23 protein-coding genes and 1 tRNA gene are annotated in these 22,248 nt (G+C 60.5%); 10 read left to right on the top strand and 14 right to left on the bottom strand.

Going from position 1 to position 22,248, the window contains the following annotated elements; translation table 11 throughout:
• Positions 1–82 precede the first annotated feature (82 nt).
• Positions 83–3,553 carry a transcription-repair coupling factor gene (gene mfd, locus BLR31_RS10495; protein ID WP_425287235.1) on the bottom strand — a complete coding sequence of 1,157 codons (3,471 nt, stop codon included), beginning with the start codon at positions 3,551–3,553 and terminating at the stop codon, positions 83–85.
• A gap of 8 nt (positions 3,554–3,561) precedes the next feature.
• Positions 3,562–3,840: a succinate dehydrogenase assembly factor 2 gene (locus BLR31_RS10500; RefSeq protein WP_090595845.1), complete on the bottom strand. Its 279-nt coding sequence runs from the start codon at positions 3,838–3,840 to the stop codon at positions 3,562–3,564.
• Between the two features lie 181 nt (positions 3,841–4,021).
• Between BLR31_RS10500 and recG the strand changes: the two genes are divergently transcribed.
• Positions 4,022–6,127, top strand: coding sequence for an ATP-dependent DNA helicase RecG (recG, locus tag BLR31_RS10505; protein WP_090595848.1), 2,106 nt, complete (start codon positions 4,022–4,024; stop codon positions 6,125–6,127).
• Between the two features lie 44 nt (positions 6,128–6,171).
• Here the strand turns inward: recG and BLR31_RS10510 are convergent, their stop codons facing one another.
• Genes BLR31_RS10510 through glmU form a run of 3 tightly spaced genes read right to left on the bottom strand, consistent with a single transcriptional unit; the run spans position 6,172 to position 10,111 of the window.
• On the bottom strand, positions 6,172–6,924 hold the full coding sequence (locus BLR31_RS10510) for a DUF502 domain-containing protein (protein WP_244505018.1): 753 nt from the start codon (positions 6,922–6,924) through the stop codon (positions 6,172–6,174).
• A 2-nt stretch (positions 6,925–6,926) separates the two neighbouring features.
• Complete coding sequence (glmS, locus tag BLR31_RS10515) at positions 6,927–8,753, bottom strand: glutamine--fructose-6-phosphate transaminase (isomerizing) (RefSeq protein ID WP_090595850.1); 1,827 nt, start codon at positions 8,751–8,753, stop codon at positions 6,927–6,929.
• Positions 8,754–8,764: 11 nt separating this feature from the next.
• Positions 8,765–10,111, bottom strand: coding sequence for a bifunctional UDP-N-acetylglucosamine diphosphorylase/glucosamine-1-phosphate N-acetyltransferase GlmU (glmU, locus tag BLR31_RS10520; RefSeq protein WP_090595853.1), 1,347 nt, complete (start codon positions 10,109–10,111; stop codon positions 8,765–8,767).
• A 161-nt stretch (positions 10,112–10,272) separates the two neighbouring features.
• Here glmU and BLR31_RS10525 point away from each other — a divergent pair, with 161 nt between their 5' ends.
• From BLR31_RS10525 to BLR31_RS10565, 9 genes are all read left to right on the top strand, one after another.
• Entirely contained in the window at positions 10,273–11,091 is an 819-nt protein-coding gene (locus BLR31_RS10525; protein WP_090595855.1) for a hypothetical protein, read from the top strand.
• Positions 11,092–11,194: 103 nt separating this feature from the next.
• A tRNA-Lys gene (locus tag BLR31_RS10530) sits at positions 11,195–11,270 on the top strand.
• A 144-nt stretch (positions 11,271–11,414) separates the two neighbouring features.
• Positions 11,415–11,624 (top strand): hypothetical protein, encoded by a 210-nt coding sequence (locus BLR31_RS10535; protein ID WP_090595858.1) that lies wholly within the window; start codon positions 11,415–11,417, stop codon positions 11,622–11,624.
• 159 nt (positions 11,625–11,783) lie between these two features.
• Positions 11,784–12,236 carry a hypothetical protein gene (locus BLR31_RS10540; RefSeq protein ID WP_143009372.1) on the top strand — a complete coding sequence of 151 codons (453 nt, stop codon included), beginning with the start codon at positions 11,784–11,786 and terminating at the stop codon, positions 12,234–12,236.
• 3 nt (positions 12,237–12,239) lie between these two features.
• Positions 12,240–12,761 (top strand): hypothetical protein, encoded by a 522-nt coding sequence (locus BLR31_RS10545; RefSeq protein WP_090595864.1) that lies wholly within the window; start codon positions 12,240–12,242, stop codon positions 12,759–12,761.
• Positions 12,762–12,850: 89 nt separating this feature from the next.
• Positions 12,851–13,243 carry a DUF2147 domain-containing protein gene (locus tag BLR31_RS10550; RefSeq protein WP_090595867.1) on the top strand — a complete coding sequence of 131 codons (393 nt, stop codon included), beginning with the start codon at positions 12,851–12,853 and terminating at the stop codon, positions 13,241–13,243.
• Positions 13,244–13,365: 122 nt separating this feature from the next.
• Positions 13,366–13,896: a hypothetical protein gene (locus BLR31_RS10555; RefSeq protein WP_090595870.1), complete on the top strand. Its 531-nt coding sequence runs from the start codon at positions 13,366–13,368 to the stop codon at positions 13,894–13,896.
• A gap of 117 nt (positions 13,897–14,013) precedes the next feature.
• The gene (locus tag BLR31_RS10560) at positions 14,014–14,598 is read left to right on the top strand and encodes an outer membrane protein (RefSeq protein WP_143009373.1); all 585 of its coding nucleotides are present in this window, start codon (positions 14,014–14,016) and stop codon (positions 14,596–14,598) included.
• Between the two features lie 142 nt (positions 14,599–14,740).
• Positions 14,741–15,340: a hypothetical protein gene (locus tag BLR31_RS10565; protein ID WP_143009374.1), complete on the top strand. Its 600-nt coding sequence runs from the start codon at positions 14,741–14,743 to the stop codon at positions 15,338–15,340.
• Here the strand turns inward: BLR31_RS10565 and map are convergent.
• The 9 genes from map to coaD all read right to left on the bottom strand — a co-directional run bounded on the left by map (position 15,337) and on the right by coaD (position 22,187).
• Positions 15,337–16,092 carry a type I methionyl aminopeptidase gene (map, locus tag BLR31_RS10570; RefSeq protein ID WP_090595879.1) on the bottom strand — a complete coding sequence of 252 codons (756 nt, stop codon included), beginning with the start codon at positions 16,090–16,092 and terminating at the stop codon, positions 15,337–15,339. The genes BLR31_RS10565 and map overlap by 4 nt on opposite strands.
• Position 16,093: 1 nt before the next feature.
• Positions 16,094–17,734 carry a glucose-6-phosphate isomerase gene (gene pgi / locus BLR31_RS10575; RefSeq protein WP_090595883.1) on the bottom strand — a complete coding sequence of 547 codons (1,641 nt, stop codon included), beginning with the start codon at positions 17,732–17,734 and terminating at the stop codon, positions 16,094–16,096.
• An 8-nt stretch (positions 17,735–17,742) separates the two neighbouring features.
• Complete coding sequence (tgt, locus tag BLR31_RS10580; RefSeq protein ID WP_090595886.1) at positions 17,743–18,876, bottom strand: tRNA guanosine(34) transglycosylase Tgt; 1,134 nt, start codon at positions 18,874–18,876, stop codon at positions 17,743–17,745.
• Positions 18,873–19,946 carry a tRNA preQ1(34) S-adenosylmethionine ribosyltransferase-isomerase QueA gene (queA, locus tag BLR31_RS10585; RefSeq protein ID WP_090595889.1) on the bottom strand — a complete coding sequence of 358 codons (1,074 nt, stop codon included), beginning with the start codon at positions 19,944–19,946 and terminating at the stop codon, positions 18,873–18,875. Before queA ends, tgt begins: the two co-directional genes overlap by 4 nt.
• A gap of 8 nt (positions 19,947–19,954) precedes the next feature.
• Positions 19,955–20,170 (bottom strand): type II toxin-antitoxin system RelE/ParE family toxin, encoded by a 216-nt coding sequence (locus BLR31_RS22315; protein WP_210183915.1) that lies wholly within the window; start codon positions 20,168–20,170, stop codon positions 19,955–19,957.
• 110 nt (positions 20,171–20,280) lie between these two features.
• Entirely contained in the window at positions 20,281–20,508 is a 228-nt protein-coding gene (locus BLR31_RS10595) for a type II toxin-antitoxin system ParD family antitoxin (protein ID WP_425287231.1), read from the bottom strand.
• Between the two features lie 74 nt (positions 20,509–20,582).
• Entirely contained in the window at positions 20,583–21,056 is a 474-nt protein-coding gene (locus BLR31_RS10600) for a peptidylprolyl isomerase (protein WP_090595895.1), read from the bottom strand.
• A gap of 19 nt (positions 21,057–21,075) precedes the next feature.
• On the bottom strand, positions 21,076–21,699 hold the full coding sequence (locus BLR31_RS10605; RefSeq protein WP_244505019.1) for a peptidylprolyl isomerase: 624 nt from the start codon (positions 21,697–21,699) through the stop codon (positions 21,076–21,078).
• The gene (gene coaD, locus BLR31_RS10610) at positions 21,699–22,187 is read right to left on the bottom strand and encodes a pantetheine-phosphate adenylyltransferase (RefSeq protein WP_090595898.1); all 489 of its coding nucleotides are present in this window, start codon (positions 22,185–22,187) and stop codon (positions 21,699–21,701) included. The genes BLR31_RS10605 and coaD overlap by 1 nt, the downstream gene beginning before the upstream one ends.
• Positions 22,188–22,248: the final 61 nt, after the last annotated feature.

The following is a 22,248-nucleotide window of genomic DNA, read 5'->3' on the forward strand; positions in this document are numbered from 1 at the left end:
TTTCAAGAGCGGCGAATTCAGGCAATAACATGACATCCCCACCCTGCCAACGCAGATGCGACAAACCTGTTGCCTAGACGCTTCACTGCGCTTTCGCCAGACCGGCAAGTCGGGACAGTATCGCCGCGCTGCCCTTGAGTCTTTGATCGGCGGTCGGCCAGTTGCGCGCGAACATGATCTTTTGGTCGGGACGCAGCTTGGCCGCCTGGCCCGGGTCCGCGATATGCCGCACCAATCCGGCAGGATTGGGGAAGACATTGTCGCGCAGGGTGATCAATGCACCTTTTGGCCCCGCGTCGACCTTTTCCACGTTGGCCGTGCGACACAGGGATTTGATCAGAACGACCTTTAGAAGTCCTTCCACCTCTTCGGGCAGAGGACCAAAGCGGTCGATCATCTCGGCTCCGAACGCATCGATCTCGCGAGGGTCGGACAGATCGCCCAAGCGGCGGTAAAGCTCCATGCGGACCTGAAGGTCGGGTACAAAAGCTTCCGGGATCATGACGGGCATGCCCAGCGAAATCTGGGGTGACCACTGGCCCCGCTCGGCTTCGTCGTCAGTCTGACCTGCCCGCAGCGAAGCAACGGCCTCCTCGAGCATTGACTGGTAGAGTTCGAACCCAACCTCGCGAATGTGGCCGGACTGCTCCTCGCCCAGAAGGTTGCCGGCCCCGCGGATGTCCATGTCGTGGCTGGCGAGTTGGAAGCCGGCACCGAGCGACTCCAGTGATTGGAGCACTTGGAGGCGACGCTGGGCCTGGTAGTTGAGTTTGCGATCGGCCGGGACCGTGAAGATCGCATAGGCGCGGGTCTTCGATCGGCCGATGCGCCCGCGGATTTGATAGAGCTGTGCGAGACCGAATTTGTCGGCACGATGAACGATCAGTGTGTTGGCCGTAGGCACGTCCAGGCCGGATTCGACGATGGTCGTGGCGACCAGCACGTCGAATTTTCCGTCGTAGAAGGCATTCATCGTGTCGTCGAGTTGCTGGGGCGCCATCTGCCCATTGGCAACGACGAAGCTGACTTCAGGGACGTGATCTCTGAGGAACTGCGCGATATCGGGCTGGTCCGAAATGCGCGGGCACACATAGAAGGCCTGACCGCCCCGATATTTTTCACGCAGTAGCGCCTCTCGAATGACCAATGGATCGAATGGCGAAACGAACGTGCGGATCGCCAGGCGATCGACGGGCGGCGTGGCCAGAAGCGAGAGGTCGCGGACGCCCGTCAGAGCAAGTTGAAGCGTGCGTGGGATGGGCGTAGCCGAAAGCGTGAGGACGTGGACATTGGCTCGCATTTCCTTGAGCCGCTCTTTGTGCGCGACACCAAAATGCTGTTCTTCGTCGATGATCAGGAGACCTAGATCACGGAACTCAACTGATTTCGAGAGCAATGCGTGGGTGCCGACGACGATGTCCACGCCGCCATCCTTGATGCCTTCCTTGGTCGCCTTCAATTCTGCGGCGGGGACGAGGCGCGAAGCCTGGCGCACGCGGACTGGGAGACCCGAGAAGCGTTCGGAAAAAGTCTTGAAGTGCTGGCGTGAGAGAAGCGTGGTGGGGACGACGACCGCGACCTGTCGGCCGCTCATGGCCATGACGAAAGCCGCGCGGAGCGCGACCTCCGTCTTGCCAAAACCGACGTCGCCGCAGACGAGGCGGTCCATGATGCGGCCCGATGTGAGGTCGTCGAAAACCGCATCGATCGTGGTGAGCTGGTCTTCGGTTTCCTCATAGGGAAAGCGCGCACAAAACTCGTCGTATGCACCGGTTTGCACCTCGATCGGAGCCGTCGTCGCCATCTGTCGCGCGGCGGCGATCTTGATCAACTGCTCCGCCATATCGCGGATGCGCTTCTTAAGCTTGGACTTCTTGGCCTGCCAGGCAACGCCACCGAGCTTGTCGAGTTCTGCGCCCTCAGCCCCATAGCGAGACAACAGTTCGATGTTTTCGACAGGAAGATAGAGCTTGTCGCCCTTGGCGTATTCGATCTCGACGCAGTCGTGTGGTGCGCCCTGGACCTCGATTGCCTTGAGCCCGATAAAGCGACCGATACCGTGGTCGACATGCACGACCAGATCGCCGGCAGAAAGGCTGCTGGCTTCAGTGAGCGCATCGGAGGCCTTCTTGCGCCGCGTGGCCCGGATGATGCGTTCGCCGAGGATGTCCTGTTCGGACAAAACGGCAATATCGTCGGTGAGATAGCCGGTTTCGAGCGGCAGGACGATCAGGCCAAGCTGGCCAACTTTGAGCTGCGAAAGCTGGTTCCAATTTTCGAGCTTCTTGATCGCTTTGAGGCCGTGATCCTTGAGAACCTGCCCCATGCGATCGCGGGTGCCTTCGGTCCAGCAGGTGATGATGGTTTTGCGCCCTGCCCGCGCTTCGGTCTTGATGCGGGCGATGACGGCTTCGAACAGATTGGTGTCAGTCGCCTGGCGTTCGGCGGCAAAGGTTGGTGCGAGATGGCCGCCGCAGTCGATGACCGGGAGGGATTCGCTGGCGGGCATGAAGGGTGTAAGTTCGGAGACCTCGTGCCCCCGAACGAGTTCGTATGGGCCTTGATCGACGTTGTAGAGGAGTTCGGGCTTGAGCGGCTTATAGGGTGCGCCGGCGGTGTTGCCCTGCTCTCGGGCTTCCTTGCGCGCGGAGTAATAGTCGAGAATCTGGTCGCGGCGTTCGGCGTAAGATGCCTTGGCCTGCTCGTCAAAAAACACTGGCGCATCAGCGATGTAGGAGGCGAAGCTGGCCATATCCTCGTAGAAGAACGGGAGCCAATGTTCCATGCCGGCAAAGCGCTGGCCGGCGCTGATGGCGCCGTAAAGCGGATCGTCGGCGGTGTTGCCGCCAAAGGCCGTGGTGTAGTTTCGGCGGAAGCGGCGGATGGTGTCCTCGGTGAGCAGGGCTTCGCTCATCGGGACGAGAGTTACGCGCTTGACGTTGCCGGTGGTGCGTTGAGTTTCAGTGTCGAAAGTGCGAATGGTTTCAAGCTGTTGGCCGAAAAAATCGAAGCGCAGGGGAGCGTCGTGGCCGGCGGGGTAGAGATCGATCAGTCCGCCGCGGACGGCAAATTCGCCGGTTTCGCGCACTGTTGGGACACGGAGATAGCCGTTGTTGGTGGCCCAGCCGATGAGTTTTTCGCTGTCCACCATCCGTCCCGCCGCGGCGGAAAACGTCATGGATTCAACGACATCGCGCGGGACGACGCGCTGGATGAACGCATTGACCGCGGTGAGGACGACCGCGCCTTTCGTGTTGGGGTCGACCAGTTGGGCCAGCGTGGACATGCGGGCAGAAATGGTCACCGCGTTGGGGGAAACGCGGTCATAGGGGAGGCTGTCCCAAGCGGGGAAAACCAGGACTGGATGGCCCGGAAGCATGGCCTGAAGGCTATCGGCCATGCGCTGGAGGCGTCGACCATCGCGCGCAACAAACGCAATTGAAACAGGCGATTGCGGCGCCTCTTTCGACCTTTGCTCGATCTCTCTCGCGAGCACGGCGGGCTGCATTCCGTCGGGAACGTTAGCGAGAATTCTCGACGGCTTGTCGCTCATGGAATCGGTCACGGGCGCCCCTGCCCGATCTTGTGGTCGCGGATCATCGAAATGAGTTCATGGTCGGCATCGTGCGGGATGTCGCGCTGGCCCATCAGCCACGCCTGAAGATCGGTTTCCTCATTATCCATAAGGACTTCCAGCCGATCGAGCATGGCGGAGTCGAGTGTGGACAGATGGTCGGCGACGTAGCCGCCGATCAGAATATCCATCTCTTGGGTGCCGCGATGCTGGGCGCGGTAGAGGGCGCGCTTGCGGCGTGTTTCGATGTCGTCGGTCAAGGTCATACAGCCCGCATATATGGGTCGAGATCGGAGTTAATAGCGATGATCGACCGAGCTGTCAGCCACTTGGCAACACTGTTGTGCGAAAGCCCGGCGATTGGCGGCCAGCTCGATAGAAAAACTGTCCCCGCGCCATCGCACGCTGGTAAGTTCTACTTCCGTTCATATACGTCGGAATCGAGTCGTGCCACGCCCCGATCTGCTCAACCCGCTGTTCAAGTCCCTCAAATCGATGAAGGGGGTCGGGCCCCAATTGGGGATATTGTTCGCCAAGTTCTTTTCCGCGCCCGACGGACAGGATGCGGTCGTGCTCGACGTTTTAACGCACATGCCATCGGGAGTGATCGACCGGCGTGCGCAGAATGGCGTGGCCTATGCACCGGTGGGCTCGATAGCGACGCTCAAGCTTCATGTCGACGACCATATCGTTCCGCCACGTGGCAGTCGGGCACCGCTGCGGATCAGGGCGCATGACGAAACCGGCGAGATCACGCTGAGCTTTTTCGGCTCGAAGGGCGGCTGGGTCGAGAAGCAATTGCCGATCGGTGAAGTGCGGTACGTTTCCGGTGAGATCGGGTTTTTCGGGCGCGAAAAGCAGATGACACATCCCGACTATATCGTCGAACCGGACCAGATCGACAAATTGCCGATGGTGGAGCCGGTCTATCCGCTCACGCACGGGCTGTCTTCGAAGGTATTACGCAAGGTGATCGCGGCGTCGCTCGATAGCGTGCCGATCATTCCCGAATGGATCGGCAAGGATCGACGCACGATCATGAACTGGCCGGGATTTTCCGAGGCACTGCGACATATCCATGCGCCGCAACGCCCGAGCGAAGGGGACATCGTCTCTCCGTCGCGGATGCGGCTGGCCTATGACGAATATCTGGCCGGGCAGCTGACGCTGAGCCTTATCCGGGAAACCATGGTCAAATCCTCGGGCATCGCGCGGCAAATGACGGATGCGATCACGTCTCGACTGGAGGCCGCCCTACCCTTCGCGATGACCGATGGGCAACGCCTCGCGATTGCGGACATTCGCGAAGATCTGGAAAAGCCGACCCGCATGTCGCGGTTGCTGCAGGGCGATGTGGGGTCTGGCAAGACCGTCGTGGCACTGATGGCCATGGCGATGGTGGCGGAAGGCGGGGCGCAATCCTCGCTCATGGCACCGACAGAGATTTTGGCGAACCAGCACTTCAAGACGCTCAAGCCGCTGGCCGATGCTGTCGGGCTTGGGATCGTCCTGATGACGGGAAAGATGCCGGCGGCTGAGAAGCGCGCAGCACTCGCCGGGCTGGCCGATGGATCGATCACTATTGCCGTCGGTACGCACGCGCTGTTTCAGAGCGGGGTGACGTTTCACAATCTCGGGCTAACGGTGGTGGACGAGCAGCATCGCTTCGGCGTCCATCAGCGTCTGGCGCTGTCGGAAAAGGGGCACAAGACCGACCTTCTTGTCATGACGGCGACGCCGATACCGCGCACTCTTGTTCTCACCCATTTCGGTGACATGGATGTCTCGGTGCTGCGCGAAAAGCCCGCTGGACGGCAGCCTATCGATACGGCGGTGCTGCCGATCGGCGAGTATGACCGGGTGATTGCGCGGCTGGCGGCGCGGCTTGAGGATGGCGCGCAAGCCTATTGGGTGTGCCCGCTTGTTGAGGAAAGCGAGGTGCTCGATGTGGTGGCGGCGGAGGACCGGTTCGCGGAGCTGCAACAGCACTTCGGGGATCGGGTGGAACTCGTGCATGGCCGCATGAGCGCGGCGGCAAAGCAGGCGGCAATGGCGCGCTTTCAATCGGGCGAGGCGCAGGTGCTTGTCGCCACGACAGTGATCGAAGTCGGGGTCGACGTGCCCAATGCGACGATCATCATCATAGAGCACGCAGAGCGGTTCGGGCTGGCGCAGTTGCACCAATTACGCGGTCGTGTCGGACGCGGATCAGCGCGATCTGCGTGCCTGTTGCTCTATTCCGAGCCGATCAGCGAGACGGCAAAGCAGCGGCTGGAAGCGATCCGTTCGACCGATGATGGGTTCGTTATCGCTGAGAAGGATTTGGAACTGCGTGGCCAGGGCGACCTGTTGGGTACGCGGCAATCGGGGATGCCGGGATATCGGATTGCCGTGCCCGACGTGCATAGCCATCTCCTGGAAATGGCCCATGATGACGCGCGGGCGGCGCTGGAACGCAATCCGGGGCTCAAGGGGCCGGATGGCGAGGCGCTGAGGTCGCTGCTTTATATCTTCCGCAAGGATCTGGCGATTCCGCTGATCAAGGCGGGGTGAGCGGCTGGTAACGGGTGGCAGTGATGCGCAAAGCGAGTTGGGAATTAGAGACTCGAGTTGGGAGGCGTGGTGAGCTTAGGCGTTGGCGCTCCTGGTCCTGACTGGCCCGGCACGTAAGGGGGTGCGACGAGGCCGGCGGAGATGATGAGTTTGGCGCCTTCTTCCACGCTCATGTCGAGGATGATGACGTCCTCGCGCGGCAAAAACATCAGAAAGCCGGTGGTAGGGTTGGGCGTTGTCGGCATGAAGACGCCGATCAAATCCTCGCCGGGGATTTTGTGACCCAGTTCGCCGCGTGCTTCGGAGGCGATGAGGACGATGGCCCATACTCCTTTGCGCGGATATTCCATCAGGCCGACCTGTTTGAAGCTCGTGCCGCGCTGGGTGATGAGCGTATCGAAGATTTGCTTGAGGGCATTGTAGATCGAGGAGATGACCGGCAAGCGGCCGACGATGCGCTCGCCGTAATGGAAAAGGCTGCGGCCGATGAAATTGGCGGCGAAAAAGCCGATTGCAGTGATGACGACGAGGGAGACGATCAGCCCCAGGCCGGGGATCGGGAACGGCAGATAGTTGGCCGGATTGAGCCGTTCGGGGATGAGCGGCACGATGGCGGCATCGATCCAGCCGATGACAGTCCAGGCCAGGTACAACGTAATCGCGATCGGGCCCGTGAGGACCAAGCCGGCGAGAAACCAGTTGACGACACGCCGCCCGGGCGAAGCCTTGGGAGCCGGAAGGACGATTTCGACCTGCTCGGTTGCGCTGTTGCGGTCGGGGGGGCCCTTGTCTGTCACGTCTATTCCACCGTCACGGATTTGGCGAGATTACGCGGCTGATCGACGTCTGTGCCCATGAAGACTGCAGTGTGATAGGCGAGCAATTGCACGGGGATGGACGAGAGGATCGGAGCGACGAAGGGGTGGACGCGGGGCATTTCGATGATGTCGGAGATGCCGTCGCCTGCCTGCGCCCTACCCTCGGCGTCGGTGATCAGGATGATCTTTCCGCCTCGAGCCGAAACCTCGTGCATGTTGGACAGGGTTTTTTCCATCAGATCGTCGGATGGCGCGACGACGACGACGGGCATTTCCTCATTCACCAGCGCGATGGGGCCGTGCTTGAGTTCGCCGGCGGCGTAGCCTTCAGCGTGAATGTACGAGATTTCCTTGAGCTTTAGAGCGCCCTCAAGGGCGAGCGGGAACATCTGGCCGCGGCCAAGATAGAGGACGTCCGACGCTCGGGCCAAATGGCGGGCGATGCCTTCGATGGATTTTTCATGGCGCAGGACTTCGGAGACGGCGCTGGGCAACTCGACAAGGGCCCGGACCAGGGTGTGGGCTTCGGACGCAGAAATGGTGCCGCGGGCCTGGCCGGCTGCAATGGCGAGGCTGGCAAGAGCCGTGAGCTGCGCCGTGAAGGCCTTGGTGGACGCAACGCCGATTTCGGGGCCACAGAGCGTTGGGAACACCACATGGCTCTCGCGCGCGATCGTCGATTCCTGGACATTGACGAGCGCGGCGATGTGCTGGCCCGATTTGGCGGCGTAGCGCAGGGCGGCCAGCGTGTCGGCGGTTTCGCCGGATTGGGAGATGACAAGGGTCAGCCCGTTATCGGCGAGCGGCGGTTCGCGATAGCGGAACTCGGAGGCGACATCGACGTCGACCGCCAGTCGGGCGTAACGCTCGAACCAGTATTTGGCGACGAGACCGGCATAAAACGCAGTGCCGCAGGCGGTGATGGTGAGGCGCGAGAGCTTGGCGAAATCGAACGGGAGGTCTTCGCGCAGCGCGACCTTTTCTTCGCTCAGATCGACATAGTGCGCGAGCGTGTGGGAAATGGTTTCGGGCTGTTCGTAGATTTCCTTGGCCATGAAATGGCGGTGATTGCCTTTGTCGGCAAGCGCGGCGGACGCTGATGAGGTCTGGCGGATGCGCTGAACGGGGTTGCCGTCGAAGTCGAAAATCTCGGCCTTGCCGGGAGTGACGATCGCCCAATCGCCCTCATCGAGATAGGTGATCTGGTTGGTGAATGGGGCGAGCGCGAAGGCGTCGGACCCGAGATACATTTCGGTTTGGCCGTGGCCGATGGCCAGCGGAGAGCCCTGGCGGGCGGCGATCAGGAGCTTGTCGTCGCCATCGAACAGGAAGACGAGGCCGAAGGTGCCGCGGAGCTTGGGCAGTGTGTTGGCGACGGCCTGGCGTGGGGCGGCGCCACGGTCAAGTTCGCGGGTGACCCAGAGGGCCACGGATTCTGTATCGGTCTGGCTCTGAGGGAAATAGCCATCGCGTGCAAGGTCTTGCAGCAAGTCCTTGAAGTTTTCGATGATGCCGTTATGGACGACCGCGACCTTGCCGGCGATGTGCGGGTGGGCGTTGGTTTCCGTCGCGCCGCCATGGGTGGCCCAGCGGGTGTGGCCGATGCCGATGGTGCCCGCGAGGGGATCGTTGGCGAGCTTGCCGGCCAAGTTGTTCAGCTTGCCCTCGGCGCGACGGCGGTCGAGGCCATCGGCGGTTATGGTTGCGATGCCGGCGCTGTCATAGCCGCGATATTCGAGGCGGCGCAGCGCATCGACCAGACGATCGGCGACCGGCTCGACGCCGATGATCCCAACGATACCGCACATGAAGTGTCCCCTTAGGTCTTGTTTTTGAGCGCCTTGAAGCGGTCGTTGAGGGCTTTGCCATAGCCCGGCTTGTTGATCTGGCGGGCGCGTCCGATGCCTAAAGCATCGGTGGCGACGGGTTCGGTGATGACCGAGCCGGAGGCGACATAGGCACCGTCGCCGATTTCGACGGGGGCGACCAGTGCCGAGTTAGAACCGATGAAAGCGTTCTCTCCGATGATGGTCATCGCCTTGTTGTAGCCGTCGTAATTGCAGGTGATCGTGCCGGCGCCGATATTGGAGCCGCCGCCGATTTCAGCATCGCCGATATAGGAGAGATGGCTGATCTTGGCGCCCTGCCCGACCTTGGCGTTCTTGACCTCGACGAAATTGCCGACCTTGGCGTTTTCGGCAAGATCAGTGCCCGGACGCAGGCGCGCGAAGGGGCCGACAGAGACGCCTGACGCGATGTGGGCGCCCTCAATGTGGGAGAAGGCGTGGATAACGGCGCCGGATTCGATCTTTACGCCAGGGCCGAAGACGACATTGGGTTCGATCTCGACGTCCTGGGCGATTTCGGTGTCATAAGAGAAATAGACGCTCTGCGGATCGTGGAGGGTGACGCCGGCCTTCATGAAGTCCTCGCGGCGCAGGGCCTGGAACGTGGCTTCGGCGCGGGCCAATTGGCTGCGGTCGTTGACGCCCATGACGTTGTCTTCGGGTGCGACCGCATAGCCGACAGTGTGGCCGGCGGCGTTGGCGAGTTCGACGAGGTCGGTGAGGTAATATTCGCCTTGGGCGTTGTTTGTGCCGACCTTATCGATGAGGTCTTTGAAGACTTCGGCCCTGAAGGCAAGGATGCAGGCATTGCAGAGGCCGATCTCGCGCTCGGCTTCGGTGGCGTCCTTGTGCTCGCGGATGGCGAGGAGCTTGTCGCCATCGGTGATGAAGCGGCCGTAGCCTGTGGGGTCCCGGGGTTCGAAGCCGAGGATGGCGGCGTCGAGGCCGGCGTCGAGGCGCTCGGTGACGCGGCGGAAGTCGGCGCCCGAGAGCAAGGGATGATCGCCATAGACGATGGCAACGTAGCCGGTGGCGGCGGAAAAGGCGTCGCGGGCCATCGAGGCGGCGTGGGCGGTGCCGCGGCGCTCGAGCTGTTCGAAAAAGCGGGTTTCCGGGGCAATCTTAGCCATGGCGTCGCGGACGGACTGGTGGCCGGGACCGGTGACCATGGCGAGCGTTTTGGCGCCGGCATCGCGGGCGGCCTGCAGCACGTGGCCGACAATGGGGCGACCGGCGACCTTGTGGAGCACCTTGGGGTGGGATGATTTCATCCGCGTGCCCTCACCGGCGGCGAGAACGATTACCATCAGGTCGGTCATATCATGGGTCCCCAAGCAAATCGGTCGGCGGCGGTCTCGCGCATCTTTATGGCAGCACAGTGTTGGTGTGAGCCCAATACTACAGGGACGGTAACCATCCCATTTACAATTGCGGGATACACTGGGTTTGACCTGATTCGCAGCCCTGTGGGACAATCGTTTTGGCTGAGCGCGAGAGATTTTCTGAAGAACCCACCCAGCAGGAAATCGTCCGGTGGGCGATTGCGGCTCTGGTGTGCGGTGGATTGGCGGTGTTCAGCGCCAATGTGGGACGGTTCGTCCCGACCGCCATGATCAATGGTTTCCACGCTACTCATCATCAGGCGGCGAGCATGGACCAGTTGCGTACGCTAGTCGTGGATCTGCGGCAGGCGAACGGGACGATTGCGGCGGAATATCGCGCGCTGATGAACCGGTTCAACCTGCTCGACGACGATAGTGGAGAGGTCATCAGGCGGCTGGCGGCGGTCGAGAACAGCTTGCCGCTTTTGATCGAGTCCCTTCCCCTTTCCACTGATATCGACAGGTCCCTGCTGACGGCTTCGATCGCGTCGGCAGGGGGCGAGGTGTATGCTGTCGAGGGGGGCGAGATCGTTATTCGGCAGTCGCCATTGTTTGATGGTCTTGTGGACGAAGCGACCGTCGAGCAACCGATGCCACCCGCCCTGGCGCCAGTTGAGCCTGTGGGTATCAACGACAGTCGGCAGCCCATGGCCGATCTCTCACTTATCGGGATTGCCATCGGGCCGGAGGTCGATGAGGCCGGGCTGGCGGGAGCCTATGACGAGATCGTCACGGCAGCCGGGCCTTTGCTGCTTGGCACGGCGCCGCTTTTGGGTGAGGCTGGGGACGGAACAAACCGGATATTGATCGGCCCTCTCCCCGATTCCGGATCGGCGGATGTGCTGTGCGACAGGCTCGACAGGATCGGGATCGCGTGCGAGCCTGCGGACTATCAGGGACGGGCCTGGCCGCTCTGAAAATCACGGTAGAAAACAGGTTGACACCGGGGGACCAGAGACTATGTTCCGCCCGTCGCCAGAAGGCCATATTTGCGCAAGCAGCCATGGCCGCCCTCGGTAGGGGCTCGTAGCTCAGCTGGTAGAGCACTCGACTTTTAATCGAATGGTCTCGGGTTCGAATCCCGACGAGCCCACCAATACCCTTACCAATCAAGTAGTTACCCCGCTTATTCGCGCCAGTATCCAGCGCGTTTGCAGCGAAGTTTTATCGTTTGGTTAAAAACACAGGTTGCCGTTCTGTTTTCCGTAACGCATGATCTTTGCGTGCAGAAGGAGGCTTCATGTATGAATTAACATTGGGCTGGGGCAGCTCGAAAGAAGTCATGCTCATTAAAGACACCCGTTCACTTGTACAAATTGCCGACGACTTGAAGACAAAGGGTTATATCATTACGACGTCTGCCGAATGTTCAGACGATGCACCTGAGGCAACGCAGAAGATGGCGGTGATGTTTACCCAAGTCAGCCATATACGGTTGACTGAGGAGTAGTTCCTAAACCTGCGAAAAAGACGGCAAGTTGATCTCGTCAAAGTCTTTTTGCGGCAATGCGTTTGCTGGTCCGGGGCGGGGCCAGCTTACGCTCTTGCCGCATCAGCGCGTCCGTCCTATTGCTCTTCTTGTGGGCAATCGAACATGGGGCGAAGTGCGATGGCGCGGAGAGTATTGTGCACCGGTCTGGCGGTTCTGACCGTTTCTACCGGGATGATTGCGGGTCCGGCGCTGGCCCAGAACGTCCATATCTCCCGGCTGTATGAACAGGTGCTCGAAAATATCGAATACGCCGAAGCCGGGCATGTCCTCGACACGTTCGGCGTGTTTCGGTTGAACGAGGGTGGCACGGTGCGGATCGAGATCGACGTACCCGCCGAGGCTTCCATCCAGGTGATGGGCGATTGCGACGAGGACTGCATAGACCTCGACCTGACGATTTACGATGCCGAGGGCGAACTGCTTGGCGAGGACCGCCTGCCCGACTTCTATCCCATCGTCGATTTCATCTCCGGAGCCGACGGACGGGTTACCATCGAGCTCGACATGGTCGATTGCGATGCGTCATATTGCTACACCGCCTATTCGGTGTTTATCGATGCAGCGCCCTGATCGATGAATTCCGTATCCAGCCGCTTAAAGGCCGTAGCAATTACGGCGCTGTTTTTCGCCTTGAGTGGCTTTGTGCTGCTCGGATGCATCTGGGCGCTGGCCGCCCTGCCCGTTCCCGGCTTAGAAGCGCTCGACGCCTATAGACCCCACGACACGATCGCAGTGCTCTCGGACCTCCGACTTGCCGTGGCACTTAGCGCTGCATTTCTCACTGCGAATGGCATCGTGATTGCGTTGGCGAGCGACTATCTCGACCGCATGATCGCGATCTTTGCCGATGTACTGTTGATGCTCATGGCCGCTGCGGCAGGGTTTGTCGCAGGCTATTGGGTGCTGCTGCGGCTGGCCGGTTTTGCCAATTTCATGAGCTGGGATTTCGCGCGCACCGCGATCATCCCGCCTGTCATCGTCTTCGCCGTATCGCTTATATCTCCGCGCTGGGCGCGGTCGTCCTGGCCTTTGCGCCTTGCGATGGTGACCGTATTTTTGGTAGCAGCACCCTTCGTGCTGATCACCCTGCCCTGATGAACGCCAACTGAACGCGAAGTTCGAGCCGTGTTCAAGGCCATCGGGCTACGAGGGTGCATCACAGACAAACATCAAACGAGGCCATCATGATCTTTTTCGGCAGACGCCTCGGCGCGGCCCTTTTGGTCGTTGCCGGACTGGCAACACCTTTAAGCGCATCGGCGCCGACTCCCGTTGGCGACTGGCAGATTTCGACCGGGGAATCCCGCTTTGAAATCACCAATTGCGGCGACGGCACGCTGTGCGCCAAGCTCACATGGCTCGACGCCGAAGCCAGCCAGGATGAAACGCTGGCGTCCTATCTCGGCGACTACGTAATGGAAGGCGCAACGCCTGCGGCAGCCAACACATGGACCGGCGCAGTCAATTATGACGGAGACGTCTTTTCCGGCAAGCTGACCATGGTCGATGAAGATACGCTGAGCATTCAGGGATGCAAGGCGATCTTTTGCAAGTCCATGGAGCTCGAGCGCATCTAGAGCCAACGCGTGCCGTTGCACGCGCGCCACACAGGGGGGCGCTTTTCCCCAGTGCTTGGCCAGTCGCCCAATTTGCGTCGCAATGGGCGCCAGGATGGAGGGATATCCAGAAGGAGTTTCCCATGGCCCATCTCTCGCGAGCCCTGTCCCCATTCGCGCTGTTCCTGCTTCTCGCGGCGTCGCCCGCCTATGCGCAGAACTTCGATGCGATGTCGGTGGGCGAGTTGCGCTCTGTGGTGACCGACTCTCATCCTTCGGGATATTATGTGCTCGCGTCCAAGCTTTACGACGAAGGCGAACGGGATGAGGCCGTATTCTGGTTCTACGCGGGGCAATTGCGGTATCGCACCCATCTCGCGTGCAATCCCGAGCTCACCCAGGATGGCGACGGAGCGCTGTTTTCGGCACTGAGCGAGGTTATCGGTAGCGAAATCAACGCATACGCATTCGGTGACATCGATACGCTGATCCAGACGATCGATGCCGTCGTCGCCTGGGACCAGTCAACGCCCAACAGCTTTGGCGATGACACCGATTGCGGCCCCGCTCACGACCAAGTTCTGGCTGGGTTGATCGATTTGAAGACCTATGTATCCGAGAATGCCGACGACGTTCGTATCGACCGCCTTGCCACCGGGCCCATTCGGCCCTGAGCGGACCGGTCGCGGGCGGCGGCAATCTTTAGACCCGATTAACCGCAAAGATAAAATGCAAGGCAAATCGGCATCCCCGGTCTCGCTGTCAGGCGCGTGATCCGGCATCATGGCGATATGAAAAGACTAGCTCTTGCCCTTCTCGCCATTGCGTTGTCCCAGCCCGCAGCTGCGTTCGAGCAGCGCGGGCTCTATGTTGGCATTACCGGGACCATGACCCCGGGCGAGGTGACCAATGGGTTCGAAGACAAAGAATCGCTGAGTGGCGGCATGTTTGGCGGCCAGATCGGCTATCGATTCAGCGCCGCATCGTTTCTTATCGGGATCGAAGCCGACTATCTATGGGGTGGCGCTGAAGCGCGTTCGGCCAATTCGCGGATCGGCATCGACCAAATGGGCTCGCTGCGGGCCATGCTCGGGATGCCGGTCGGTCCATTCCTGCCCTATCTCTCCGCCGGTGGTGTGATTGCCCAAGCCAGCCTAGAGGATTCCTCGTTGCTGTCCGATCCGTTGCAGGACAACGTCCATCTGGGGCTGACGGCCGGGGCCGGTCTGGAAGTGGCGCTGACGACGTCCATCGCGCTCCGCGGCGAGTATCAGTATATCAAATTGGGGCCGATGGATTATTCCACCCAGAGCGGCCCGACATCGCTCGAATATGACGTTCATGCGATCAAGATCGGCGCCAATATGAGCTTTTAGGCCCTCAGGCCGCCGAAGGTCCCCCTATACCGATGTTGCGTCTTTAGCCCCATTGGAACCCTCCTCAACCATATGCGTTAAATCGGCGAGATAAACATTAGACCGAACCGAGGCCCGGCCGACGGTTCGGCGGGTTCTTGCCATGAAATGCATTGTACTCGCAGCAACCGTAATGGTTGTCGCCTCCCCGGCCCTCGCACAAATGAACACAACCGGCGAGCCGACGCGCGGTGACCAATCCGTGTTTATCATGGGCGGGGTGATGGGCGCCGGGCATGAGCTGGAGATGCTCAACCCATTCACCGCCGAATATGAGGACGCGATCGTTCTTGGCGGCGGGTACCAATATTTCTTTTATGAGCCTTTTGACGGTGTGCGCGTGGGCGCCGAAGTCGGTGCCGTGGCGCGGATCGGCGAAACGACAACCGGAGAGGCCTGGGCCGGAATCGTCACCAAGCATGATGGCGTGGTTGTCGGGGACACTATCCGCCTATCCCCGTCGGTGACGTTTGGCGGCAGCGTGGTAACCGGTACTATGGGCGTGGAAGCCCAGCGCGCCGAGGGCGACGGGTTGCCAGGCGAGGTATTGTTCTACCTCAGCCCTGAAATTTCAGTATCGCACGTCGACAATCCCAATACCGAAGCCTTCTGGCGCCTACACCATCGTTCGGGAGCATGGAACAGTTTCGGTGGCGGCGGTAGCGCCAATGCGACGATGATCGGGGTTCGGACGAGCTTCTAAGCGGCCAGCGTCACGACGACTGCGCCACGCGTTGTGGCGACGATCGTGTGCTCGTATTGAACGCACAACGCCTTTGGCATCGCCACCAGCGTCCAAGGATCGTCATGCGACTTTTCTTCTGCGATCTGTCCACCCAGTGACAAGAACGGTTCGACCGTAAACACCAGTCCATTGGCGATGCGGCGGCGCTCTGAGCGGTCGGGCCAGGTAGGGATTTCACCCGGTTCGTCGTGCAGCCCATGGCCAATGCCGTGGCTAGCGAGATTGCGGATCAGTGTGTAGCCGTTGGTTCCGGCAAATTTTCCGATCGCATCGCCCACGTCGGCCAGTCGACCACCAGCCCTGACGGCACGGATGCCCGCCCACATGGCTTTCTTGCCATCACGGCAAAGCTTTTCGATCTTCGCCGTGCCGGGTGGCACGATAAACGACGCTCCGGTATCGGCGAAGATGCCGTCTTTTTCTGCTGAGACGTCGATATTGACCAGATCGCCGGCGTTGATGACGCGCGGTCCAGGAATGCCGTGGGCGACTTCTTCATTGACCGAAATGCAGGTGGCGCCGGGGAACTGGTAGGTGACTTCAGGTGCCGAGCGTGCGCCGTTGTCGTCCAGTATTTTTCGCCCGATATCGTCGAGTTCCTTCGTCGTCATGCCAGGCTCGAGCGCAGCGGCCATGGCGTCGCGGGCCACGGCGCAAATCCGGCCGATGGCGCGGAGGCGATCAAGATCTTCTTCCGACGTGATGGTCATACTATTGCTTTAGCTCATGGAAGCGCGCGAGAAGGCCGCGGGTGGAGCTGTCATGCGTGTCGGTCGCGGCGTCGGTTTCGACCTTGGGCAGAAGCGCCTTGGCCAGTTGCTTGCCCAGTTCGACGCCCCACTGGTCATAGGAATTGACGTTCCAGATCGTGCCCTGGACGAAGACCTTGTGCTCGTAGAGAGCGACGAGCTTGCCGAGCGTTTGTGGATCGAGCTTGGAATACAGCAGCGTGTTGGAGGGGCGGTTTCCGGGGAATACCTTATGGGGCACCAGCGCCTTGATCTGGTCTTTGGAGAGACCGGAGCCTTTGAGTTCGTTGGTGACTTCCTCGGCGGTCTTGCCGAGCATAAGCGCTTCGGACTGGGCAAAGCAGTTTGCGACCAGCTTAGCGTGGTGCTCGGGGTGCTGTTCATGCCGGTTGGCAGCGATCAGGAAATCGCACGGGATGACCGCGGTACCCTGATGGATCAGCTGGTAGAACGCGTGTTGTCCGTTGGTGCCGGGTTCGCCCCAGATCACGGGCCCGGTTTCCCATGGCGCCGGTTTGCCATTGAGCGTCACCGATTTGCCGTTCGATTCCATATCCTGTTGCTGGAGATAGGCCGGGAAACGTGAGAGGCGCTGGTCGTATGGCAGGACGGCATGGGTCGCAAAGCCCCACGCGTTGCGATACCAAACGCCAAGCAGACCCATGATGACGGGCAGGTTCTTTTCGAGCGGCGCTGTGAGGAAATGCTGGTCCATCTCATAGGCGCCGCGCAGGAAGGCTTCGAAGTTCTCGTAGCCGACGGCAATGGCGATCGGCAGGCCGATGGCGGACCAGACGGAATAGCGGCCGCCGACCCAGTCCCAGAAGCCGAAGATACGCTCGTCGCGGATGCCGAACTGGGCGCAGGCTTCGAGATTGGTCGAGACTGCGGCGAAATGGTCGGGCACTGCGTCTTCGCCGAGGAATTCCGAGATCCAGCCGCGCGCTGAGCGGGCATTGGTCATGGTTTCGTCGGTGGTGAAGGTTTTCGACGCAACGATGAACAGCGTCGTTTCCGCGTTGAGCATCTTGAGCGTGTCGTGGATGTGAGCGCCATCGACATTGGAGACGTAATGGACACGCAGGTTTTTCCGCGTCAGCGGCTCGAGCGCGAGGGTGACCATGGCCGGGCCGAGATCGGAGCCGCCGATGCCGATATTGACGACATCGGTGAACTGGTCGCCGCGGGCGCCGCGGATCGCGCCGTCTCGGATATCGTCGGAAAAGCCTTTAATGCAGGCGAGGACGTCGCGGACGGCGGGCATGACATCGGCGCCGTCAACGGTAACCGGTTCGTCACCGAAATAGCGCAGGGCCATGTGGAGGACCGAGCGGTTTTCGGTCGTGTTGATGGGTTTTCCCGCCCACATATCGTCGCGGCGGCCCTCGACGTCGACATCGCGGGCGAGGTCGAACAGCGCGGTCATCGACTGGCTGTCGATACGGTTTTTTGAATAGTCGAGAAGAAGGTCGTCAAAGCTCACAGAATAGGTGGCGAAGCGGTCGGGGTCATGGGCGAAAAGGTCGCGCATGGTCGTGTCCGCGAGGCGCTTTTTGTGTTTCTTCAGGCTTTCGAAAGCGGTTTTGCGGACTTTGTTGGACATGGTTTCCCCTATTCCAGCGCGGGCAGATCGCCTTTGGCCCATGCTTCGCGGACCGATGCGCTGTATTGATCGAAAGTCGTATTCTCAATCGCATTTCGCATGCCGGCCATCAACTCCTGATAATAGGAAAGGTTGATCTGGCTTAATATCATCGCACCAAGCATCTCTTCGCAGCGTACGAGGTGATGCAGATAGGCGCGCGAAAAGCGGCGGGCCGTGGGATTTGGCGATTCTTCGTCTAACGGACGGTGGTCGTCCTTGTGGCGGGCGTTTTTCAGGTTCACGACGCCGAACCGCGTGTAGGCGTGGCCGTGACGGCCGGCGCGGGTTGGGTGAACGCAATCGAACATGTCGATGCCCCGCGCGACGGCGCCGAGGAGATCGTCGGGTTTGCCCACGCCCATGAGATAGCGCGGCTTTTCAGTAGGCAGTTGCGGCGTGATGTCGTTTAGGACGGTAAACATCACCTCCTGCGGTTCGCCGACGGCGAGGCCGCCGACCGCGTAGCCGTGAAATCCGATATCGATGAGGCCCGCAGCTGAGCGCGCGCGCAGGCCCGGGTTGTCGCCGCCCTGGACAATGCCGAACAGTGCCCTGCCCTTTGCATTGTCGAAGGCCTTTTTCGAGCGTTCGGCCCAGCGGATGGACAGCTCCATGGCGCGATTGAGTTCGTCGCGCTCGGCGGGAAGGCTGACGCATTCGTCGAGCTGCATGATGATGTCGGAATCCAGCAGCTTCTGGATCTCAATGGAGCGTTCGGGCGTGAGGCTGTGGGACGAGCCGTCGATATGGGATTTGAAGGTGACGCCGTTTTCGTCAAGCTTGCGCAGCTTGGCGAGGCTCATCACCTGGAAACCGCCGGAATCGGTGAGGATCGGGCGCTGCCAATCCATGAACTCATGCAGGCCGCCGAGGCGATCGACCCGCTCGGCGCCGGGGCGCAGCATGAGGTGGTACGTGTTGCCCAGGACGATATCGGCCCCAGTCTCGCGCACCTGTTCGGGATACATGGCCTTGACCGTGCCGGCGGTGCCGACGGGCATGAAGGCCGGCGTGCGGATTTCGCCGCGCGGCGTATCGATCTGGCCGCGACGGGCCATGCCATCGGTGGCCTGCAGGGTAAATTTGAAGTCTTGGGTCATGGAGCCGAGCGGAACAGGAGCGAGGAGTCGCCGTAGGAATAGAAGCGGTAGTCGGTGTCGATGGCGTGCTTATAGGCTTTGCGCATGGTCTCCAAGCCGGAAAAGGCAGAGACCAGCATGAAGAGCGTCGAGCGCGGCAGATGGAAATTGGTCATCAGGACATCGACGACCCGGAAGTTGAAACCGGGCGTAATGAAGATGTCGGTTTCATCGGCGAAGGGCTCAAGCGTTCCGGTCTTGCGCGCGGCGCTTTCCAGGAGGCGTAGGCTGGTTGTGCCGACGGCGACGACGCGACCACCTTCGGCCCTGGCCGCATTGATGCGCTGGACGGTCTCCGGCGAGACGACGCCCCATTCGGCATGCATCTTGTGATCGTCGGTGTCGTCGGCCTTCATGGGGAGAAAGGTCCCTGCCCCGACATGGAGCGTTACGCGTTCGATGGTCACGCCTTTCGCTTCAAGCCGTGCGAGGAGTTCGGGGGTGAAGTGCAGACCTGCAGTCGGTGCGGCGACGGCGCCGTCGTGCTGGGCATAAACTGTCTGGTAGTCGGTTTTGTCGCGGTCTTCGATACCGCGTTTGGCCCCGATATAGGGCGGGAGCGGCATCGCGCCGCGCGCCTTGATCGCTTCGTCGAGAATGGCGTCCGAGAAGTCGAAGGCCAGCGTCACCTGCCCGTCTTCGACGGCTTTGACGGTGGCTGACAGCTCATCGAGCATGCAGACTTCAGTGGTGGCGCCGAAGACGACGCGGTCGCCAGCCTTCAGCCGCTTGGCGGGACGCGCGAAGGCCAGCCAAGTGTTGCCGTTCTCGCGCTTGTGCAGGTTGAACGACACCGAGGCGGAGAACTCGCCACGATGGCGCGTACCGCGCAGATCGGCTGGGATGACACGGGTGTCGTTCACGACCAGCACATCGCCCGGCACGAGAAGGGCTTCGAGATCAGTGACGACCTGGTCGGACAGCTCAACATCTGGCGAGACGACAAGCATTTTAGCGCTGTCTCGCGGAGTGACCGGGTGCAGGGCGATATGGCGGTCGGGGAGATCGAAGTCGAAGAGGTCGACTTTCATAGGCAAGCTCAATCAATGGTGGGGCTGGTGATCCACGAAGGTACATCGCGCGATGCGTGAAGCACGCGCCAGACGTCTATATGATCAACGCGTTCGAAATAGAAGATGAGATAAGGATAGCGCCGCAACGGCCAAAACCGTAAATCCTGCAGATCGGCGATCTGAGCATATTTTAAACCGCCCAGCGCGGCATGTGCCTCGATATGCCTGAATGCGTCTTCCAGCTATTCCAGAAAGGCAATGGCGATACGCGCGCCGGCTTCAGTCTGGTAATATGAGGCGGCGAGTTGGATGTCTCGCGTCGCTACGATACGCCGAACGGATGGTTTAGTCGTCATACATCGCCGGACGCAATTTGTGCCTTTAATTGCGCAAAGAATGCGTCATTTGAAGTGCTGTCTGGCTCAGAAGCACCGCCTTCCAACAAAAGCATACGAAGCTTCTTCACGTCGCGATCCTTGCGGATCAGCTCACGCACATATTCGCTGGATGTGCCGTACGAGCCCGAGGCGACTTGCTCGTCGACATGGGCTTTGAGGGCTTCTGGAAGGGAGATGTTCATGGTGCTCATCGGGATATAATAAGGCCGATGGCAAAAATTGGCAAGGACGCTTGGCGCCCTTGCCCTGTCGCGCTTTACGCGTCGGCGGCGACGCGCATGGTGACGATTTTGTCGGGGTTGCGCACAGGTTCGCCCTTTTCGAGCTGATCGACGACGTCCATGCCTTCGATGACCTTGCCGAACACCGAATACTGGCCATTGAGCCAAGGGGCTTCGCCAAAGCAGATGAAGAACTGCGAATTTGCCGAGTTCGGGTTGGACGAACGAGCAGCCGAAACCGTTCCGCGGACGTGCTTTTCCTGGGAAAATTCGGCCTTGAGGTCGGGCTTGGACGAACCGCCGGTGCCGTTGCCCTTGGGGCAACCGACCTGGGCCATGAAGCCGTCGATCACGCGGTGAAAGACGATGCCGTCATAAAATTCTTCGCGGGCCAGTTCCTTGATGCGCTCGACATGCCCGGGGGCGAGGTCGGGGCGCAGCTCGATGGTGACGGTGCCCTTGCTGGTTTCCAGAACGATGGTGTTTTCCGGATCCTTGATATCGGCCATGATTGGCTTCCTTTTTTGGTTATTGCGGTGCTGCGACGCGCAGCGAAACCATTGTCGAGGGATTGGCGACGGTGCCATTGGCCGCCGGATTGCCCTGCTCGAGTCCGTCGATAAGGTCCATGCCTTCTATGACGTTCCCAAAGAGGGTGTATTGACCGTTGAGGTGCGCGGAATCCGCAGTGACGATAAAGAACTGCGAATTGGCAGAGTTCGGGTCCATCGAGCGTGCCATACCCAGCGTGCCGCGCACAAAATTCTCGTTGGAGAATTCGGCGGCGAGATCTGGCATGTCAGAGCCACCCGTGCCGTTGCCGAGTGGATCGCCGGTCTGGGCCATAAAGCCGGTGATCACGCGATGGAAAACGAGCCCATCGTAAAAGCCTGAATTGGCAAGTTCGGTGATCCGGGCGACGTGTTCGGGCGCGAGATCGGGGCGCAGGGCGATAGTAACGTCGCCAGATTCCAGCGTCAAAGTCGCGATGGGCGCATCTGCAGGAATTTCGCTGGCCGGCGTCTGCGCGTTGGCAGGGGTTTGCCCGAAGGGCAGATAGGGCCAGGCGACCATGACGGCAAAGAGGCCGACAAAGGCAAAGACAAGCGCGCCGACCATGCGGTTGGCGGGTTTTTGAGGCGATCCAGCCATTATTGCTCCAGGAGTTTGAGAACTGCGCGAGGGACGAAAGGGGTGATATCGCCACCCATTTCGGAAATCTGGCGCACGAGGGTTGCAGAAATGTGGCGGACATAGGGGCTGGCCGGGACGAACACCGTCTGAATATCGGGCGCCATCTGGGCATTCATGCCCACCATCTGCATTTCATAATTATAGTCTGTGGTATCGCGTAGGCCACGGATTACGATGCCGGCGCCGCAGCGTTGGGCCGCCTGAACCATGAGACCATCGAACTCGACGATCTCGATGGCGACGCCTTTGCGAGTGCCGATTGCTCCTGCGGTTTCGGCAAGAAGGTCACGGCGCTGGTGCGCTGTCAGCATGGCCTTTTTGGCGGCGTGAACGCCGATGCCGACGATCAGCCTGTCCACGAGCTTGCAGCTCCTCTCGATAACATCGAGATGGCCGTTGGTGACAGGGTCGAACGACCCAGGGTAAAATCCGACGCGTTCAGTCATAGGCGGTTTTTGTCATGGGGCGGGCGAGAGTGCAAGCTTGGGCGATCATTGCCAGCGGTAC

The organism is Pelagibacterium luteolum (assembly GCF_900100665.1).
Classification (GTDB): domain Bacteria; phylum Pseudomonadota; class Alphaproteobacteria; order Rhizobiales; family Devosiaceae; genus Pelagibacterium; species Pelagibacterium luteolum.